Origin of the sequence: Paenibacillus sp. FSL P2-0089, from assembly GCF_038595095.1 — a bacterium.
Classification (GTDB): domain Bacteria; phylum Bacillota; class Bacilli; order Paenibacillales; family Paenibacillaceae; genus Paenibacillus_AQ; species Paenibacillus_AQ silagei.
This window is the reverse complement of record NZ_CP152006.1, coordinates 2242425-2262610: the sequence shown is the minus strand read 5'-3', so window position 1 is coordinate 2262610 and position 20186 is coordinate 2242425. Positions and strand designations below refer to the sequence as shown.

Genomic DNA, 20186 nt, shown 5'->3' with positions numbered 1-20186 from the left:
CTCCCAGTATATTACTTACATATAGCATACCGGTCACCCCGGCTTTTGCGCAAATGTTGTTTACCCGCGGCTTTTGACATTTCATCATAGATTTGTCCATAATACCAATAAATAAGGCAGAACCAATTGCTATTGTTAGTATCCTAGATGAGGCGACAGGGGAGATGAGGTCATAATCATGAATAAACAATTAATCGCAGCGGCGGAGCGCGGGGATACCGCTGAGGTGTTGCGGCTGCTGGAGGCCGGAGCGGATATTCAGGCGCAGGACGAAAGCGGACGAACGGCGGTGGTCGCCGCGGCCTATGGCAACCATGCCGAGACGGTCGAGGCGCTTATTGCCCAAGGTGCCGATATCAACATTCGCGACCGTATGCTTAATAATGTGCTGCTATATGCCGGAGCATCCGGATATCTGGACATTGTGAAAATGGCGGTTGAGGCGGGAGCGGATACGACGCTGACCAACCGCTATGGCGGGACTGCGCTGATCCCCGCCGCAGATCGAGGGCATGTCGAGGTCGTCAAGTATCTGCTGGAGCATTCGGATGTCGACATCGACCATATCAACAATCTGGGGTGGACCGCGCTGCTGGAGGCCGTCATCCTCGGCGACGGCGGGGAGCAGCATCAGACAATCGTCAAGCTGCTGCTGACGCACGGAGCCGATCCAGCCATCGCCGACCGCGAGGGTGTCACACCGCTGGCGCATGCCCAGTCGCAGGGCTATACAGAAATGGCCGCTATGCTGGAGACGGCAAGCCGCTTTTAAACAGCTGGAATAAAAAAGGGACCCCGCCAGCGTCCGGCGGGGCCAAAAGTTATATTAAAGGGGGGTATGTGGGTACTATACCCCGCGAAGCTTAAAAACAGATGAAGCCCAGGTAAAGATCTGCTGAAACGAGTTTAGATTTTGAATTTCTCTACCAGTTGTTGCATCTCCTTAGCACTCTGCGTATTCTCATCGGCCATTGTGGCTTCATGGAAGGTCTTCTCCACAATATCCGCCGTCTTCTCGGCGATATCCTGCACCCCGATGGCCCCCTCGTTCACCGTGGCCGCCACCTCATTGACAGCGATGGCGATGCTGGAGACGGTCTCGTTCAGGTGATCGGCCGCTTCCTCGAACTGGTTCATCAGCCCGTTAATTGTGGAAGCATCATCATTGTACTGCTGGCTGACCTCGGTCAGGCGCTCATAATCGCCCAGCACATTGCGGTCGATGAAGCTCAGCACGGCCTCGGAATGCCGGGTCATCTGCTCCACAGAGGCATAGACATTTTTGACCACCTCTTGAATGCCTGACGCTGTCTCGGAGGACTTCTCTGCCAGCTTGCGGATCTCCCCGGCCACCACGGCGAAGCCCCGGCCCGCCTCGCCTGCCCGTGCGGCTTCAATCGCTGCATTCAGGGCCAGAAGGTTGGTCTGGCTTGTAATGGAGAGAATCGTATCGGCCAATACGTTGATCTCGTGAATGGCTCCCGACTCTTCGATCGCCTTCTGCATCTCACTGCGGACCGAGCTGTAGATCTGCTTCGCGTTCTCGGTAGACGTCACTGCATCATGCTGAAGCTCCAGGGCCCGCTGCGTAATCTGGCCCGATACTCCGGAGCCTTCTTTTACCTTATCGCTGATCATTCTGACATTATTCAGGGTCTCGTGAATAGCCGCCGTCATCTCCTCGGTAGAAGCCGCTGTCTCCTCCATCCCTGCGGACAGCTCCTCTGTCGTGGCTGAATTGTCATGCGCATTCTCTCTGACCTCGTTCGACAGCTTCTCCAGCGTCTCAGCATTGTCCAGTACCTTGGTGGAGATCGCAATCAGACTGCCCGCCATCTCACGCAGCGCCGCGCGGGTACGGAACATAGCCTTGGCGATGGTTCCTGTCTCATCTTTATTTTTAGTCAAATATTCATATTGGTTATCATACTTGAGATCCAGCTCTGCTGTACGGTTCACAAGCTCCGTGAGCTTGATGATCGGCGAGGAGATCCGGGTAGCCACTGTAGTCCCGATCAGCAGAGTAAGCAGCAGGCTTCCCAGGCCCAGGAGCAGAATGAAGTTCGTCATTTCGCTCACCGGCTGCAGTACCTCGTCCACATCTCCGGTCAGCACCAGGGTCCACTTCGTCTCGGGGAGCACGGTGTAGGCCGCTTTTTTCTTGGCCCCGTTGAAGGTATATTCCACAATGCCATCGGCAACGCTCTCCCCCGCCTTCACCCGCTCGACCACGGCTTTGATGGATTCGTTCTCCACCTGGGAACCTATCTTCTTCCCGTCGGGATGATAGAGCGTATTCCCCGTTTCATCCACCAGATAGGCGTAAGAGGAAGGCGCACCCGCCACCTTGGCATCGGCCAGATAGGTCACCAGACTGTCCGCCCTGACCGCCGAAGCTACGAACCCGATCATCTTCTCACCACTCATCACCGGATGGACAAAAGCCACAATATATGCCCCTGTTGACTTGGATTTCAGCGTCTCGCTAATGACAGGCATCCCGGTCTTCAAGACATTCTTCGTATAATTTCTATCGCTGAAATTGGCGCCTACCAGCTTGGTATCGCTATCCGCCACCGCCGTTCCCTTCAGATCAACTACAAACATATGCTCCAGGTTGCCTGCATCCTTCACCTGGCCCTGAAGCTTGACATTGATCTGGTCACGTAGCGCTTCCTCCACTGAGCCGCCATTTGCAGCCTGAAGCAGCAGCTCGGTGATCTTACTCTCCCCCGCAACCAGCTGTATGTTCCTCTTCTCCTTGTCGATCATTGCGCCGATGGTCTGTGCCTTATCCGTGCCTACCTGCGCCATGGAAGATTCGGTCAGGTTCATGATGGTGCCTGTGGATTTGGTGTACGTAAAAATCCCCATTAATGCTGTAGAAATCAGGGTAACGACAATCATCATAACCGATAGCTTCATACGAATCTTCATCTTCTTCTACTTCCTTCCGCCCCGTTGTCTTTCCTTAGCCTTTAAACAACCAAAAAGATTGCTTTATTACAATAATTATCGGATTTTCCTCGAACGTAATGAATAATGGAATGTTGTATTTTCAGAAAAATTATCGAATTTTGTCGAATTATGACCTATTATATTATTCTTCGTGAAAACATATGGTATTTAGTTTTCTTTGAAAATACGTCTGGCACCACCTATGATATGCGCACGGCATCAGTACGCACACACAGTCAAATGTGATCGGTTTTTCGATTACATTTGGCCTATGCGGCGGGCTCAGTCCGATTGTAATCGGTTTTTCGATTACATTCCGTCCACGCGGCGTGTCCAGTCCAATTGTAATCCGTTTTTCGATTACATTTGGCCTATGAGGCGGGCTCAGTCCGATTGTGATCGGTTTTTCGATTACATTTGGTCCACGCGGCGTGTCCAGTCCAATTGTAATCGGTTTTTCGATTACATTTGGCCTATGAGGCGTGCTCAGTCCGATTGTGATCGGTTTTTCGATTACATTTGACCTACGCGGCCAACGTATACCTGCTTATCCACGACAGGTGCAAATCCTGATTTACCAAATAGTAAAAAAACCGCCCTCCTCAACAACCGCACACAGCGGTTGAATCAGGAACAGCGGGTTCGCATACTTCTCTAATGAAGTGTGATACTACAGCGGGCGCGGACGGTCTGCCGCAGCAGAGACCACAGATGACGCTGCTGCCGCTGACCGGGCCTGCTGCAGGCGTCTGGCCCTGCTGCGGAGGAACATGCCGGAGCAGGCAGCCAGAATCTGCTGGAACAGCATCCCGGAGATTACAGGCAGGGCCACTGCCGGCGGAAAATACTGTACCGCCAGCACCGCCCCCGCACTAAGGTTACGCATACCGGAGTTAAACTGCACGGCTACCGTATTCGCATAATCATAATGCAGGCGGCTCGAGACTACAGCTCCAATGACATAGCCGAGGGCAACGGTAACGAAGGTTACAGCAATAATGAGCGCAAGCTTCCCGTCGGGGTGCTTCAGATACCGGGCAATACTGGCCCCATTAATCGAGACCACGGTGAACAGACCCACCTTGACGAACGGAGCCAGCGGCGGGCCGCAGACCGTGCTGATTTTGCCCCTGCTGAATTGATTCAGCAGCATCCCAGCTACGGAAGGCAGGACGACCATCCACAAGAGGCCCCGCATCATCTCACCGGCATCCATCTGTACACTAGCCCCCATCAGGACGAACAGTGTAGTCGGCACAATTATTGGCGATAACAGCGTATCGATCAGGATCAGCGCCAGTGTAAGCGCGATATTCCCGCCGTGCATGGATACCCAGACTACACTGACCACTCCGGTCGGAATAGCGAAGAGCAGCACGTACCCGGTAACAGTATAAGGGTCACCCGGGAAAAACAGCATCGCGGCCAGCCAGCCGATCAGCGGCATTACCACATGCAGGATGATCAGCAGAATAACCAGCTTCTGCGGCTTGGCTAGTACAGCGAACAGATCCCGGAAGCTCGACTTCAGGCTGCCGATCAGAGTCATACCTGCGAAGATCCAGGGCACCAGCCACGTTAACGGAAGCAGCGACGCCTCATTCAGCACGCCAACCACGATGGCTGCGGGTGTAAGCAGCGGCATGATCCGCTCCAGCACTGTATTGGAAGATACTAATCCGCGTCTTACTGCACTGAACATGTCAGGGTTCCTCCTCTCCGGTGAGCCGTCAAAAGCCGCAGCCATTGCAGCCTATGATGAATTGTGTCCTGCCTTCGCTGTTAAGTCAGAGTAACCAGACTATACGCCTTGCGGGAACAAAGCGTCAAGCGCCGGGCAAGGCCGTTTCTCCAGGTATTGCTCCAGCGGTGCAGGCATGTTGCTGTAGATATCTTTTAGCAAGGTGCCGTTATAAATATTGCCGATAATGACCGGATGGCACAGCTCGGAGATCAGAATGTCGCCGTTGCCGTGCAGATGAAGCTGCTTCATCCCTTCGATACAATGCGGGAAGTAAACGCCCGGCTGCTCCTCGAAGCCCATCGCCTCCATGAACCGGTCCATACAAGTGAAGTAGAGCGTCGTGTCCTCCGGCTTGCGGTCGATCAGCTCCTGGACAGCGTTCTTTAGCTGCTCACGGGCGGCAATCGCCTTCCAGCCGGTGTGATCCATAATGATGCTGTTCTGAATTTCATGCGTTCTTACGCCCATCGAATAGACATGCTCGCTGATCTCCTGCATATGATCCTGCGTCTCATTGAACAGAAGTGTCTCCAGCACCACATTGACATTGGTTTTGGCGAACATAGTGATGTTCTCTCTGATTTTGTGATAGACACTCGGATGAATATTATAATACCGCGAGAAGCCTTCAGCCGTGGTGAAATTAAAAGAAATATGAATCGTCGTCAGACCTGCGTCCACCAGTTGCCCGATCCGCTCCTCATTCAGCAGACTGCCGTTCGAGTTGAGCTGGGTCTGAATGCCGCGCGAAGAGCAGTACGCCACAATCTCCACACAATCCTGGAATTTCAGCGTAACCTCGCCGCCCGAGAGCCGGACACGCTTCAGATTAGGCAGCTCCTCCAGAATGCGGATGACCTCCTTACCGTCAAGGGTCTGGCCGTCATTTCTATTGTAAGCGCAGCAGTAATCACAGCGGAAATTGCAGTTCGAGGTCACGCCGACTTCCAGCCCTTCCAGCTCATAAGTCATCGGCTTATCCAGTTCCAGTGCTTTATATTTCGTGCTCATCTTCTATAGTCCTCCTTGGTTGTTCAATCCATCTGTTCTAAGGTCAACTATAGAATTATACAGGTAAGCCCGCGAGGTTAATGTGACATTTGATATTTGATCTTTGCAAAAAGACTGCTGTACGGTTATAGGCTCACCATACAGCAGTCTTCATTAAGATAGATGTACCTGCTACAGCTCGATAGCTTCTCCCATCCGGTTCAGCACCGGCTGGCCGATGATCCCCAGACGCCAGATCGCAATCCCCTTAAGGCCGTACCGCTTAGCCAGGCCGATCTTGGCATTGACGGAGGCTCCGTTCTCACTGTAGACCGATATCCCGAGAATCAGCTTGTCCTTGCTGACCTGATCAAGCGCCAGCCGGATGCTCTCATCGACCTTATTCATCGGCTCCGGCCCGGTCTCCCCTTCATAGGCGTAAGCCATGATAACCAAATCGTCGGCAAGTGTCCCTAGCGTCTTGTAATCATAACCCTTGTAGGAGCTGTTCAGCGGATGCAGAATGACAGTCAGCTTCAGGTTGGCGGCGCGTGCGGCGGCGGAGAGATTTTTGACAAAAGCGTTATATTGGCTCTGCACCAGCGCCTTATCCCCCGTCAGTCCCAGCCCTTCCAGATCCAGTCCGATGCCCTTGAAGCCCTTCTGCGTGGCCAAATCGACAATACTGGCGATCGTCTGCTGCTGGAGCTGCGCGTCCTCCAGATTCTTGCTCAGCTCCAGTGACGAGTCACTGGAATAGACCATCAGGTAGGGAGCGGTCCCTCCCGCTGCCGCATTCTGCACAATCGATTCCGGCGTTACATCACCTGCAGCCTCCGGCCACCAGAAATCCTTACCGGTGGTGGTGAACTGGCCGTCCTTGTCAATCCGTGCCCAGCCAAAAGCAACCGCATCGAAGCTTGGAATAAGCGAGACCTCACTGTAGGCCTTCTGTGCGTAGAAGCCCAAGGTATACATATCCCGCTTCGGGGAAGTTATGGATACGGTCTTGGACGCCTGATCCCAGGAGGCTGCCGCTCCGAACTGCTGGCTGAAGAACTTAAGCGGCAGCATCGTGGTTCCGCGGATGTCCTGCGGTGCGACCTCCAGCTTCACTACCGCCCCGTTCACGACTGCATTTTTGCTGCCGAGGGTCAGGACCACTACGGTTGGAGCCGTGCCAGTTGCGTCCTTCCGGGTGGCCGTAATTTTGCGGGCCTTCTGATTCCATTCGACCTGAATCCCCAGGGCTTCCGAGATGGCGCGGAAGGGCACCATGGTCGTTCCGTTCATCATCACCGGCTCCACCGGGAACGGCAGCGGATAACCGTCCAGCATGATACTGACACCCGCAGGTGCCGCATGGACCGCACTTGCCGGAAGTGCCGAGAGGCTGCCGAGTGAGATCGCTGCGCATAATACTATTTTGGCCAAATGCTTCATATAAGTAGGTTCCCCATTCTCTTAAATAGATTGTGAATCTCTCAACCTTACATCCCCTACTATTCTAGCAAACTAGATAAATATAGCAAATGAAGAGATTGTAACCATTGCAGATTCACCCGTCCGGGGTTCCCTTAACACCTATATGAACACGCTCAAAAAGACACCAACAGCCCGTTCAGCATCCACCTCTACAGCCACTTCGATGAACTCGCCTTCTTTGGGCTGTGCCCGCAAGTCTGCTACGACCATACCCGAGGTGAACGCCCCCTGATGCTCTACACGGACCTTCATCCGGCGGCAGGTTACAAGATCCGGCTGCAAGGCAGCCATCAGGGCCAGCGGATCATGCAGCGGAGCGCTGTTAATCAGATAGTTCGCCTCGCGGTAAAATTTAAAATAATACGCAAGCGACTCTTCCATAAACTCGATGACCGCCTTATTCTCTTCCCGTCCATGCCGTTTCAGCAGCTCCACATGCTCTGAAGTGATCCGCGTCTGCAGCGTCACATCCAGCCCGATCATCATTACAGGCAGCCCTGAGGTGAATACACGGTCAGCCGCTTCCGGGTCGCCCCACAGATTGGCCTCGGCCACCGGTGTGACGTTGCCCGGCTTATATACCGTACCGCCCATAACCACTACCTTCTTCAGCTTGGAGGTCAGCTGCGGGTCCAGGTCTAGTGCCAGCGACAGGTTGGTCAGCCGTCCGAGCGTCACCAATACCAGCTCTCCCGGATTCGTATCCGCCATCCGCGCAATGAACTCTGCTGCCGTCTCTTGAACCGGCACCTGCCGGGAGGGCGGCAGCTGAACGCCGCCAATGCCGTTCTCCCCGTGAACATGGGTGGAGAAGCCGGTCAGCTCGCGTACCAGCGCCCGGGAAGCTCCGAGCGCTACCGGGATTTCATAGCCCGGAGCCGCTAGCTCAAGCAGCCGCAGCGTGTTATCCGCCGCCTGCTGCACATCGATGTTGCCGAACACTGTCGTAATCCCCTCAACCACTACCCCCGGCGCCCGGAGCGCGTACAATATGGCCAGTGCATCGTCTATTCCTGTATCACAATCTATAATTATCCGGGTCGTATTGCTGCTGCTCATCTCTATCTCTCCCACTCTCTGTTTATACTTACTCATTCAGCCGTACTGCACTGCCCATCTTATCACGGGTCTGCGGTCTGCTCAATAAGGGAGCCTGGTATATAAGACGCCCTTAAGAGTTGAACTTGAAGCTTATCGTCACTGCGGTGAACATTTGGACTTTCGGCGCTGCCCATCCCCAGATTTCTTGATTTAAACCGCTGTTCGCGGTGGAAATCCGGGGAGGCGGTCGCTACCGCTCCTACAGTTCCAAGTTTCCCCTGCGCTTCTCTTGTTTTTGTTATTTTCTTTAGTGCTTCTTATATAGATGAATATATTGGGAGAGAGGGGCGGATTAGGGGGAGAGAGGAGCGAGTTGGGGAGGGAGTTTGAGCAGATTGTTGCAGTTTATGCAGGATTTAGGCTAAGCTGATGCCCCGCAGCATGGATTGTTGCAGTTTGTGCAGGATTTCTCCCAGATGAGGAGCTTATCTGCTCGGATTGTTGCATTTCGGGCAGGATTACGGCATGCTGAGCGACTTAGAAGTGCTGAGAGTTGCAGTTTGTGCAGGATTTCCAGACTTCCGTATATTTGACCAGTAAGGAACGGGAAGCTGCATTGCTACTGCGGAGGTTCCCCTGCAAAAAACAAAAAAAGCCGCTCCCTCCGAACATGATGTTCAAGAGGAAACGGCGTTCACTATTACATGTAAGGCAATATCTATTTCACATAAGCAGCCGCAGCCTTGACGAACCGCTCCAGCGCTTCAGCCAGCAGGGAGCGCGGGCAGGCGAGATTGATCCGCAGATGACCCTGGCCTTCCGCACCGAACACAGACCCTTCATTAAAGGCTACCTTAGCCTCACGGTACATTAGCTGCTTGAGCCCGTCCGCCTCGAGTCCGAGCGCCCGGCAGTCGATCCACAGCAGGTAGGTGGCTTCCAGCTGCATCGGCTTCACCTGCGGAAGATGCTCGGCCAGGTAGGAGATGGCGTAGTCAGCATTGCCGTTAATATGCAGGATCAGCTCATCCAGCCATTCTCCGCCTTCGTTATACGCCGCTTCCACAGCCTCCGGCGAGAAGAACGCCGACATATGCAGGCTGAGCGTCTTAATCTTATAGTCGAACTTCCGTTTCAGCTCCGGGCTGGAGGTGACGATATACGAGGTCTGCAGCCCCGGCAGATTGAAGGTTTTGGTAGCCGCCAGTGTAGTCAGCGTAATGTCTGACAATTCTGGTGACAGGGAAGCGAACGGAATATGCTTGTGTCCGGGCATGATCATATCGCAATGAATCTCATCCGAGATCACGGTTACCCCGTACCGCAGGCATAGCTCGCCCAGAAGCAGCAATTCCTCCCGTTCCCACACTCTGCCGCCCGGATTATGCGGATTACACAGCAGCAGCAGCTTCGCGCCCCCGGCCATCAGCTCTTCCAGCTGAACGTAATCCATGACATAACGGCCTGCTTCCAGCTTCAGCGGATTCACCGCCACCTTGCGGTCATTCATCCGGATCACATCATAGAAAGGATAGTAGACCGGCGACTGCAGAATCACCTGATCTCCCGGCGAGCTGAACAGCTCCACCGACAGGCTGAGTGAGGTTACAATCCCCGGAGAATCCGAGATCCACTCCTCCTGAATCTCCCAGTCATGGCGTCTGCGGTACCAGCCGGCAATCGCCTTTTTGTAAGAGTCGCCCGTCACGCTATAGCCGTATATTCCTGACTGTACGCGGCGCAGAATCGCTTCCTGTACCGCAGGAGGGCTTGCAAAGTCCATATCTGCTACCCACAGCGGAAGAATCTCCTTGTCTCCGAACAGCTTCTCGGACTGGTCCCATTTGTAGGAACGGGTATTGCGGCGGTCAATGATCCGGTTAAAATCATACTTCAACTAAAATCACCCATCCTTTCTGCTTGTCCGTACATTGTACCATGGGCAGACAACATCCGGCATCCTTGATTCCGTCCGCCAGCCTGCTTCAACTCCCCTTGCGCAGCCGCTCCAGAGACTGACCCAGCCGGACCTCCTCCAGCGGCTTCAGCACATAATCCACAATGTCCTGGTCGAAGGCCCACAGGGCATGCTGCTTCGTCTCTGTGACCACCACAATCTGAATATCCGGCAGCCTTTTCTTCACCAGCTCGGCTACAACGACTCCTTGGTGGCCGGGCAGCTGAAGATCCAGAAACAGCACATCGGGCTGCAGCAGGACAATCTGGTCCACAACATTCTCGGGATAAGCAGACATGCCGATCACATTCACCTTGCCTGTATGCTGAAGCATCGATGACAGCTTATAGAGATCCTTCTGATTCACATCCAGCAAATAGGCCTTAATCACCCGGGTTCCTCCTCCTTCCATAGGGATGAATTATGATCATCGCGCAGCTTATACATTCTTATTTGTAAAAAAAGTGCTGTCCCCGCGTTTTCTACGAAACGCCTGAGGACAGCCATAGTCGGTATTATATTGCAGCCTCAAGTGTAAGCTGCTTCTGGTAATACTTTTAGTTGAAGGAAGCTGGCAGCAGGCTGCGCAGATCCTCCGTATTCACAATCAAATGAATGTTAGTCATCGTCCGCAGGGAACCGGAGATGATACCGGCCAGCTCGCCGTGCGTATCGAGCAGAGGACCCCCGGACATTCCGCTTGCCACCTGGGCCGAGGTTAGAATCCGGCTTCGGCCGTTAATGTCAGCTGCCGGAGTGTTGACTATCCCCTCCGTGATGATCGCTGTATTCTTGAGCGGATAGCCCAGGGCATACACCGCTTCACCATGTCTCAGCTTGTCCCCCCGCAGCGGCAGAAAAGCATAGGCATTATCCTTTTGCTTCATCGCAGCGGGACTTGGCAGTTCAAGGATGGCCACATCCTTCAGCTCGTCGGACTTCGTGACTTTAATCGGACTGATCACCGTTCCATCCGCCATGACTCCTTCGATGCGCTGTGCGTTTTTGACCACATGATACGCCGTTGCTGCAGTACCGGCCGGAGACAGGATCACTCCTGTTCCGGTGGAGCTTGCAGTACCGTCGCTTTTCAGCACCCGCAGATAAAAGATCGCCTTACTCGCTATTCCATAGCTTTGTTCAGCGTTGTACGCCTCAGGTGTATCCGCACTGGTGGTGCCGGAATAGAAGAGTATCGCCGAGATCAATGAGAGGACCAGGCTTACGGCAAGCAGCTTTGTTTTCATCCGCCGAGCTCCTTCACTTATGAATTTCTGTTATTTAACAACCGACATGATGTCTTTATAAGCCCAGTGGGTAGCCGGAAGATCCTTGAATTGTACAGCCGTTACCGTCAGCTTCTTCGTGCCGGCAATCCGGTTAATCAGCACTACGGCCTGCGCACGGGTAATCGGTGTTCCCGGCTTGAAGGTTCCGTCAGGGAAGCCTTGCACATAACCTGCCTGCGACAGGGCATTGACATATTTTTCTGCCCAGTGTCCCTTCAGATCCTTCTGCTTCGTTACGCCTGTCTCAGTTACATCAAGCTTCAGCACAGTTGTCATGATTTTGGAGAACTCGGCTCTGGTTAAGCCCTTCGTTCCGCCGAATCCGCCATCCGGGAAGCCTTCAATAATGCCGGCCGATGCGAAGAATCCGGTCAGTCCTTCATTCTCGGCATTGACATCATTGAACAGATTGCCTACATTCACTTCTTCCATGTCAAGCAGCGGTGCAAGCGACTGGATCAGCTCATACCTGGTGATGGCTGCGTTCGGCATGAACAGACCGTTCGGATAGGCTGCCATATACTTGATCTCACCGCTGTTACTCTTCAGGCTGTACTTCGCATTCTCCACCGCATACTCGATGGTAATGACTTTATCGTCTTTGTCCGTGATCGCTTTGATCGTCATGCTCTTGGTAATCAGCAGCTCACCGGTGTACTTCGTGCTCTTGGCAGTCGGAATACTGCCGTCCGTTGTGTAATAGATCGTCTGCCCTTCTGGAGCCTTCAGCGCAAGCTTGCTGTTCTTAGCGATCTTGACCGGAGCTTCACTGTCACCAGTTACTGTCGATGTTCCAGCGACCGCTGTGATCGACGGAGCTGCCGGTGCAGGTGTCGGGCTTGGAAGCGGAGCAATTGGACCGCCACCGCCACCGCCGCCATTGCCGGTACCAGGGTTTGGATTAGGGCTCGGATTAGGGACTACAAGCGTCCAGGTCCAGGCTGCAACCGGGCTGTACTCTTTGCCGGGTACAATCGTAATGGCTCTAACCGTTGTTGTGCTCTTAAGATCGATAGGTCCGCTGTACACCTGGGAGGTCTCTGTAGGTGTTGTACCGTCCAGTGTATAGTAGATGCTTCCTCCCTGCTCGCCTGTTGCCAGCTCCACCTTCACTTCAGTAGTGAAATTCTTATCTGCAGGAGTTGCAGTTGGTGCAACTGCTGCGCTCGGGTACTGGAATGCAGCTGTATTAATAGCAATACTTCTGCTCTGTCCTCCAGCGGTTGCCTTCAGCACTGCACTGCCGCCTGATATCAGGCTGCCGGTTGTACCGTTCACTACAGCCTTGGACGGATCAGCGCTCCAGGAGAGTGCTCCGCCGCTGCTCATGTGGAATGCCGAACCCACGCGGTTAATCAGATCCTGCGAGTTCAGGATAACAGCGGCTGAAGCCAGAGTCCCTTCATTTGTTCCGTTAAAGGACTGAGGCAGCGGATAGAATGTGTTCTGGGCTGTCCAGATTCCGGCATCCAGGCCTGCCGGCAGATTCGCGCCAGTAAGCTCTGCACCCGGCAGCCCCATGGCACTGCTGTTATTGCCGGACACTGCCTGGCCATTCAGATTGTAGTACGCAATATTATTCTTCAGCATTTGTCTGTTGAACAAGGAGCCGCTGATCGTGGCATTGTCCGATTTCTGTCCGGCAATCCCGCCGAAGAAGGCTTGCAGCGGTTGAATCTTGCCCTTCACTCCAGCCTTCACTTCTCCGGTGTTCAGGGAAGTAATAATCGACCCGCTCTCTGCCAGACCGGCAATACCGCCAGCCCATGCAGTAGACATGCCTTCGGCGAGGACCGTGGCGGCAGAGTAGCTGTTCTTGATCTCTCCAGCATTCAGTCCGCTGATCCCGCCAGCGATCGCCTGGGCTGAAGCTACACGGATATCGCCATAGACAAGCGATTCATTGATGGAGCCTTCTGCACTGTTCTCACCGGCAATTCCGCCTGCGGCCAGTGCAGATGATACATCAATGTTGCCCTTCGATACAGCCTGGTGAATCACACCAGCGTTGCTTCCGGCAATTCCGCCAATCCGGCCTGCTCCGGCAAGCTTCACTCCTTCATTCGTGACCTTCTCCAGAGTGCCCTGATTCACACCAACTGCCCCGCCTGCGGCAGCACTTCCCGCCACGGAGCCGCTGACCTTCACATTCCGGATCACTGCACCAGTGTGGTTGATCCCGGCAGCGACACCTAAATTCACTGCGCTGGAGAGTTCCGCTCCGGTAAAGTTCACATTCAGGAGCTGGCCACGGTTATCCTTGATGAATCCGGCGTTCTGCTGGCCGGAGGCTTTCAGAGACAATCCGTTTATCGTATGGCCTTGGCCGTCGAACACACCTGTAAAGCTGTCGAACGCGGTCCAGAAGCGGCCGGCAAGATCAATATCCGCCCCAAGCAGGATTGTTGCCAGCTCCGGCTTGTTCTCAGCTGTTCTGTTGAACAGCTTGTAATAATTCAACCCTGTCTCGTTATAGAACATGACTGCCCCTGCAAGCTGCAGCGGAGTCTGCACTGTAATGGCCCCATCCGTCAGGTCGTTCAGGAAGGTAGTATCATAGTCGATACTCCAGAGTCCTGAAGTCAGCGGATCAACTGCTGCTGTACTTACGGCTGCTGCAGCCGCGCCTGTGTTACGCCCTACAGCAGCCAATGTGCCTGTGTAGGAGGAGCTAATGATTTTGCCGTCCCGGAAGTTATAGCCGACCAGTGCGCCTTTGGAGACATTGTCCCCCGCAACCGCCACGGTAATCTGCGGTACATTGGCATAGACACTGGTTAACGTTCCGTCATTATAACCGGCGAAGCCGCCGTTATAGGAACGGGTTGATGACTTCACTCCGACAGTAGACAGCTTATTCTGCAATGCGTAAGACTTGCTGATGCTGCCGCTTCGCTCCACGGATGCTGCGAAACCGCCGCTGCGTGTGTCGAAGCCGGTATTGCTGATGTCACCGGAGGCATAGGAATCTGTGATCGAGTAATGATCTACAGACCCGGCGAAGCCGCCAACATAGGAGCCTAATCTGCCGCTGACATTCAGCTTGCCTGTGGCATAAGACTTCTGAATCTGTCCGGCAAGTGTACCGTTCTCACCCAGGAGTCCGGCAAAGCCGCCTGCATACATCGTGTTATCCTGATTGGTATCTGTGACCACTACCGGAATATCCGTATGGGTATTCGTAATCAGGACATGATCGGCCATACCGATCACTCCGCCAACGCGTGTATTCGGTACTGATTCACCCAGAGTAACTGCTGATCCGACGTTGATGGACTGGCCGGAGCCGGAGATCACCTTACTGTAATGAATCTCGCCGCCGTCTCCCCAGCCGACAAGCCCGCCGGCATTGATTACTCTGCTGTTATCTGCGTTCACACCGCTTCTGACAATGGTATCCACGATGATACCGTTACTGTATCCGGCTACTCCGCCTGCACTCACGGTATTGCCGCCGGTTACCTTCAGACCGGAGGCAACCTCGGAGCTATAGATGGAGGCATCCGTATTCTTGCCTGTCAGACCGCCCGCATAGAGGTCAGCACGATGGTCTGTTCCGGTGACTGTGATCTGTCCATCATGAACCTTGGCAATGTAAATTCCCTTATACAGCGGATATGCCTTGCCAAAGTCAAAGCCCTGATTAATATCCTGGGCTGAGATCGTTCCGGCGATCCCGCCGACGGCAACTTCACCGCTCTTCGCTGCCGCTTGAAGCTCAGGTGATGAATCCACATTGTAGATGATGGAGTTATCACTCTCTCCCACAATACCTCCGGCAGTGATCACTTCACCCGCAGCCTGTAGGGAAGCCTTGAACTTGGCGTCATTGATCGCCGTCCGGGAAGCCGATCCGGCAATCCCGCCGAGCACAGCCTTCAAGCTGTCGTCTGTTGTAGCCAGCTTCACGCCTGATACTGCTGCATGTTCAATATCGAAGCTGCTGCCGTTATCCACAGAACGGGTCAACATTCCGCCGAGTCTGCCTTCCTTCGCGCCCACAACACCGCCAGCCGTACCATTAGCTGTCAGCTGCACACCGCTTCCTGGACCGGTAACTGTAACATTGCGGATGCTATTCCCTTGATCAGATTGACCGATCATTCCGCCCAGGATGGAGCCAAGCCCCCGCGCTTCCAGAGTTCCGTCTGCAATGCTTACGGTCAGCCCTTCAGCTTGACCCGTCTGGTAATGTCCAACCAGTCCGCCAACAGTGGCTTCCATTCCTGTTGAAGAGATCCGGTATCTTGAGTTCACTTCAAGGGCCAGGTCCGTCACATTACCATTCTGCACCCCGATAATTCCGCCGATAACGGCATGGTCAGCCGCGCTGCCGATGCTGCCATCCTTATCGTGGATGACATAAGTGTCAGCTGTAATATCCGCTGTGTTGTCGCCGATCAGACCGCCGGCAATCCCGCCTTCAGCAACTGTCTCAATCCGGCTTCCGCCGTCCAGCGTAAGCTGCAGTCCGGCAACCGTGCCTGAGTTCTGGCCGATGATGCCGCCGACAATCCCGCCGCTGACCTTCACGCCGTCCAGCAGCTTAAGGTCCACATTCTTGACTGTACCCAGGTTCGTTCCGGCCAGAACGCCGGTGTAGCCGTTGCCGGCAACCGTGAGCGGCTCCAGATTCATGTTCTGCACTGTAGCATTCGCTCCTATGATCCCGAACAACCCGGAATGTGTATAGACCGGCTGCAGGGTCAGACCATCGATCAGCTGGCTTTTCCCGTCGAATGTTCCTTCAAAAGGATTGACTTCCTTATCACCGATAGGTACCCATTGCTTGGATTGGATATGGACCGGATTCATCACAGTCACGGTTCTGTCCTTAAAGCTGAATTGCTCTACACCGGCAATGGTGCCGTTGACAATTCCCGCCAGACCGGCCAGCTCAGCCTCCGAGGTGATCTCGAAGCCGATTGCATCCTTATCCTTCGTGTACCAGTTGATATTGGCATTCACGTTATTGCCGTTGTCTCCGCCGCCGGTATTGGCAGTGCGGTTGACTTCAGGATAACGGTAGGCCGCACTGAGCGAGCCGTATTTCCAGGCTCCCTCGAAATCCCAGCCCGACAAGCCCGGGAAAACCGTTCTGTCTTTCAGTGTCTCTGACAGAATGGTGGTCAGCCGGACATGCACATTCAGCCAGCGGTGATTGCCCTCTGCGAAATCAGGCAGATCGCGGTTGATATTCAGTCCTTCATCTTTAATATAGTAGGATTTATAGAGCAGTTCTTTACTTGCATTATCGTAACGTCCGGCGAAGCCGCCGGCATAAGCAGTCTTTTTCTCGTCTACATTAACCTCTGCTGCTGAGTAGACGTTGCTTATTTTACCGTTTGTAATTCGGCCAACGAAGCCGCCCGCATAAGAATTGTCATTCGCAGCGTTAACACTTTTCGCTACATAGGAATTCTTGACCGTTCCGCCGGACAGCTCTCCGATCAGACCGCCGACAATGGTGTAGACGTTCTTCGCGGTAACCTTGGAAACAGAATACGATTGCTCCACCGTACCGGCTGTATTTCTGCCGATGAGTCCGCCCAGGTAAACGGAACCGCCCGAGGTTCCTTGAGCATCTCCTGTCACATCAATATCTACATAAGAGCCAATGACAGCACCGGCATTGCTGCCAGCTAATCCCCCGGCATGTGTACCTGTTCCTTCAATGGTCAGGTTCGCATTGGAATACGTGTAGTAGAGTGTTCCCGATGCTGTATTCACACCGGCCAGACCGCCGATGATGGAGGAATTGCCTCTTGCGATCACCGAGATCTTATCGGTAATGCTGTTGTTGGCAATCAGCGTGCGGTTCTCACCAACCATACCGCCCACAATGGCATTGGCGGATGTAGCGGAGACCGTACCCAGTGTCCGGGTATTCTGAATCGTGCTGACCGAGGTCACAGGATTCAGTACCGGATCAATACTCTGAGCCGCATTGAGGCCGACAATCCCCCCGGCATACGAGGACACTGCCCCGTTGTTAGCCTTCAGATTCAGACCGCTGATATAAGTGTCCACAATAATACCTGTAGCACTGCCGTGGTTATATCCGGCCACCCCGCCTGCAGTAGCGCGCGGTGCATTAAGGGTCAGACTCACCGCTGAACCTACCAGACGTTCCAGCCTGGAGGACTCATTGTAGCCTACAATCCCGCCAACATAGGCATCTGTAGCCGCTGGTCCTGCCAGAATCAGCATATTCTCCACATTGACCACTTTGCTGTCACTGCTGATGCTGCTGTTCGTAAGGGTACCTGCCAAGCCGCCGACAGACGGCTTCGCCGCTTGCGCCTGAATGAGCATCAGCGCACCGTCTTGCGCGTTCACTTCCGGCGTTGTAATATCTGTCGTTGCCGCTGCTCCAACGATCGCTCCCGCTTTGGCATCCGCCGCAGTCAGCGTAATCATCGGGTCAGCTCCGGGAACATTCAGTACAGCTGAAGTAATTCCTGCTCGTGTGGCAGAAGCCTCTGTTCCTTCCGAATGTCCGGCAATCCCTCCGGCTTCAGCACGCACACCGCTGGCTTCAATAGACAGCTGAGTTACGGTAGCATTCACCAGTTGTCCGGCATTGAAGCCAGTATTCCCGCCAAGCTGGTTATCTGCACCGCTCGCGGTGATGGCTACATTCTCCGCATGATTGAACGGAGCGGCTGCGGCCGAATGGTTCTCACCGAACATGCCGCCAGCTTTTACCATAGTTCCTGTAGCCTTAATCTCGATACGATTCGTGTGCCCGTTGAACTGGGCAGCCGAGTTATGCCCTGCACCGCCGCCGAAGCTTACCTTATCAGCCTTCAGCTCTGTGCGGATATCCTGCACTTGCACAGGCACGGCTGCAGATCCGATGACCGCATCCGCCGTCAGCTTGCCTGCGGTGCCGCCGATGGTGTACCCGCTTCTTCCGGCTTCATTCAGGAAGCTGATCCGTGAGGCCTTACCGCCGGTCAGCGTCAGCGGCTTGGTGTTCACACCCACGAGTCCGCCGAACGTGATATTGTCCTGCCCGTCTGCCGCATCCGCTACTGCAGCCTGAAGCACCAAAGTGCTGTAGCCTGCCGATTCAGCATCTCCGGCCGTAACTCCGCTTACTGTACCCTGTGCGTTACCGGCAATCCCGCCGATAACACCGCCTGCCGAAGTAACCTGCAGTGTAGCATATTTAATAGAAGAATTATTCAAGGTTCCTTCCAGATAGCCAACGATTCCGCCGATTGTACCATCGGAAGTGATTGCCAGATGTTTCCCTTCCGTCTTGCCGGTCACTGATGATGCAATGGTTCCGCCGATTTCGTAACCCACGGTACCGCCGGTATATACATCCGCAGTCCCTTTAACCTTCAGCTCGCCTGTTGAAGAGGTCTGGGTGATGTTCCCGCCTGCATCATAACCGGCAATCCCGCCGGTGTAGACGCCTGTGCCGCCGTTAACCGAGATCAGCTCTTTATTCTCGAATACTCCCGCTGTAGCGTTGCTGGTGACCAGACCGCCTGCGGCGTATCCGACGAATCCGCCGGTAGCTACATTCTCTGACCCTGATGCTGTAATCTTTTGTGTATTCACATAAGGATGCGTCCAGGTGAATTTGCTGCCCGTATATCCGGCAATGCCGCCAGTATATACGTTTTTGCCACCGTTATTGGTAACCGGCGCCGTATTCACAAATGTAATGGAAACCTCACGGCTGGCTACTGTTCCTGTCGCACCTACCAGCGCCCCGGCTGCCGAGCTCACTGCCGCTGCTGCATTAACGGTAATTGCACCATTATTGGTAGTCATGTTGGAGAACACGATGGTATTGTCTACTTTACCGACAATCCCGCCTGCCGCAACCTGATTCCCGCCAGCGATGGTAACCGCCGCCGTATTGATGATAGGAGTGTCTTCATCATTTAGACTGAGCGGTCCTGTGGTATGACCTGCAATCCCGCCTGCAGTAAGCACGGAGCTGTCCGTCCCCTGGGCAAGAACCGCTCCATTATTGACTATTTTTTTGATGATGATGCCTCTGGAGTCGCCATAGCCCATAATTCCGCCCACATCGGCTGAACCAAACGCTGTAACGGTTCCGTTATTGATTGAGTTCGAGATCATCCCTTCGCCCATCCCGACAATACCGCCCGTGTAGGAGTGATACGGGGAAGCGTCCGAAGTGATATTGATCTTGTTGGTAATGTCAAACACAATGCTGCTGCCGCTCATTTTACCTACCGCTGAGCCGGCATAGACATCATAGGTTACTCCGGTCACAGAGATGGTGCCTGATTCAAAACTCAGGCCGCCTACTGTACCGCCTTGCATATTCCCTACCAAGCCTTGGTAAGAACGGTTCTCCACTACATTCAAACCGTAAATCTTCTTGATTAATCCGCCTTCCGTGATTAAAGTTCCCCGGAAGGGATTCTCGGCCGTACCGATGGGCACCCACTGGTAAGCAGAGAGGTCCAGGTCGTCCGTAATCTCCATAATTTTACCGCTGAGTCCATTTACAGTGCCTTCATTCACGAGTTTGGCTACACCAGCAAGCTCTCTAGCATTGTTAATTTTGAAAGTATCATTCGTCGGCACGTACCAACTGGTATCGGCCGTGCTGTCCCAGGTCTGCGGATCAGCCTTGGCCATGATGCCTCCGGCAACTGCGGCAACGACAATTACCGCCAGTGCTATAAGATAACCTATCCATGATCTTCGCTTCAAAGCCATGTTGACA

At 54.0% G+C, this 20186-nt stretch carries 10 protein-coding genes; 1 reads left to right on the top strand and 9 read right to left on the bottom strand.

Annotation, left to right across the window (positions count from 1 at the left end; genetic code table 11):
• Positions 1–178 precede the first annotated feature (178 nt).
• On the top strand, positions 179–772 hold the full coding sequence (locus tag NST69_RS09130) for an ankyrin repeat domain-containing protein (RefSeq protein ID WP_342549064.1): 594 nt from the start codon (positions 179–181) through the stop codon (positions 770–772).
• A gap of 134 nt (positions 773–906) precedes the next feature.
• Here the strand turns inward: NST69_RS09130 and NST69_RS09125 are convergent, their stop codons facing one another.
• The 9 genes from NST69_RS09125 to NST69_RS09085 all read right to left on the bottom strand — a co-directional run bounded on the left by NST69_RS09125 (position 907) and on the right by NST69_RS09085 (position 20179).
• On the bottom strand, positions 907–2937 hold the full coding sequence (locus NST69_RS09125) for a methyl-accepting chemotaxis protein (protein ID WP_342549063.1): 2031 nt from the start codon (positions 2935–2937) through the stop codon (positions 907–909).
• A 691-nt stretch (positions 2938–3628) separates the two neighbouring features.
• Positions 3629–4660, bottom strand: a complete 1032-nt coding sequence (locus NST69_RS09120) for a bile acid:sodium symporter family protein (RefSeq protein WP_342549062.1) — start codon at positions 4658–4660, stop codon at positions 3629–3631.
• A gap of 99 nt (positions 4661–4759) precedes the next feature.
• Positions 4760–5713: a radical SAM protein gene (locus NST69_RS09115; protein WP_342549061.1), complete on the bottom strand. Its 954-nt coding sequence runs from the start codon at positions 5711–5713 to the stop codon at positions 4760–4762.
• A gap of 171 nt (positions 5714–5884) precedes the next feature.
• Positions 5885–7135, bottom strand: a complete 1251-nt coding sequence (locus NST69_RS09110) for a stalk domain-containing protein (protein WP_342549060.1) — start codon at positions 7133–7135, stop codon at positions 5885–5887.
• Positions 7136–7276: 141 nt separating this feature from the next.
• Entirely contained in the window at positions 7277–8236 is a 960-nt protein-coding gene (locus NST69_RS09105; protein ID WP_339313524.1) for a nucleoside hydrolase, read from the bottom strand.
• A gap of 700 nt (positions 8237–8936) precedes the next feature.
• Entirely contained in the window at positions 8937–10115 is a 1179-nt protein-coding gene (locus NST69_RS09100) for a MalY/PatB family protein (RefSeq protein WP_339255223.1), read from the bottom strand.
• Between the two features lie 88 nt (positions 10116–10203).
• The gene (locus NST69_RS09095; protein ID WP_076078275.1) at positions 10204–10566 is read right to left on the bottom strand and encodes a response regulator; all 363 of its coding nucleotides are present in this window, start codon (positions 10564–10566) and stop codon (positions 10204–10206) included.
• A gap of 166 nt (positions 10567–10732) precedes the next feature.
• The gene (locus NST69_RS09090) at positions 10733–11422 is read right to left on the bottom strand and encodes a serine protease (protein WP_342549059.1); all 690 of its coding nucleotides are present in this window, start codon (positions 11420–11422) and stop codon (positions 10733–10735) included.
• Between the two features lie 30 nt (positions 11423–11452).
• Entirely contained in the window at positions 11453–20179 is an 8727-nt protein-coding gene (locus NST69_RS09085; RefSeq protein WP_342549058.1) for a chitobiase/beta-hexosaminidase C-terminal domain-containing protein, read from the bottom strand.
• Positions 20180–20186 lie beyond the last annotated feature (7 nt).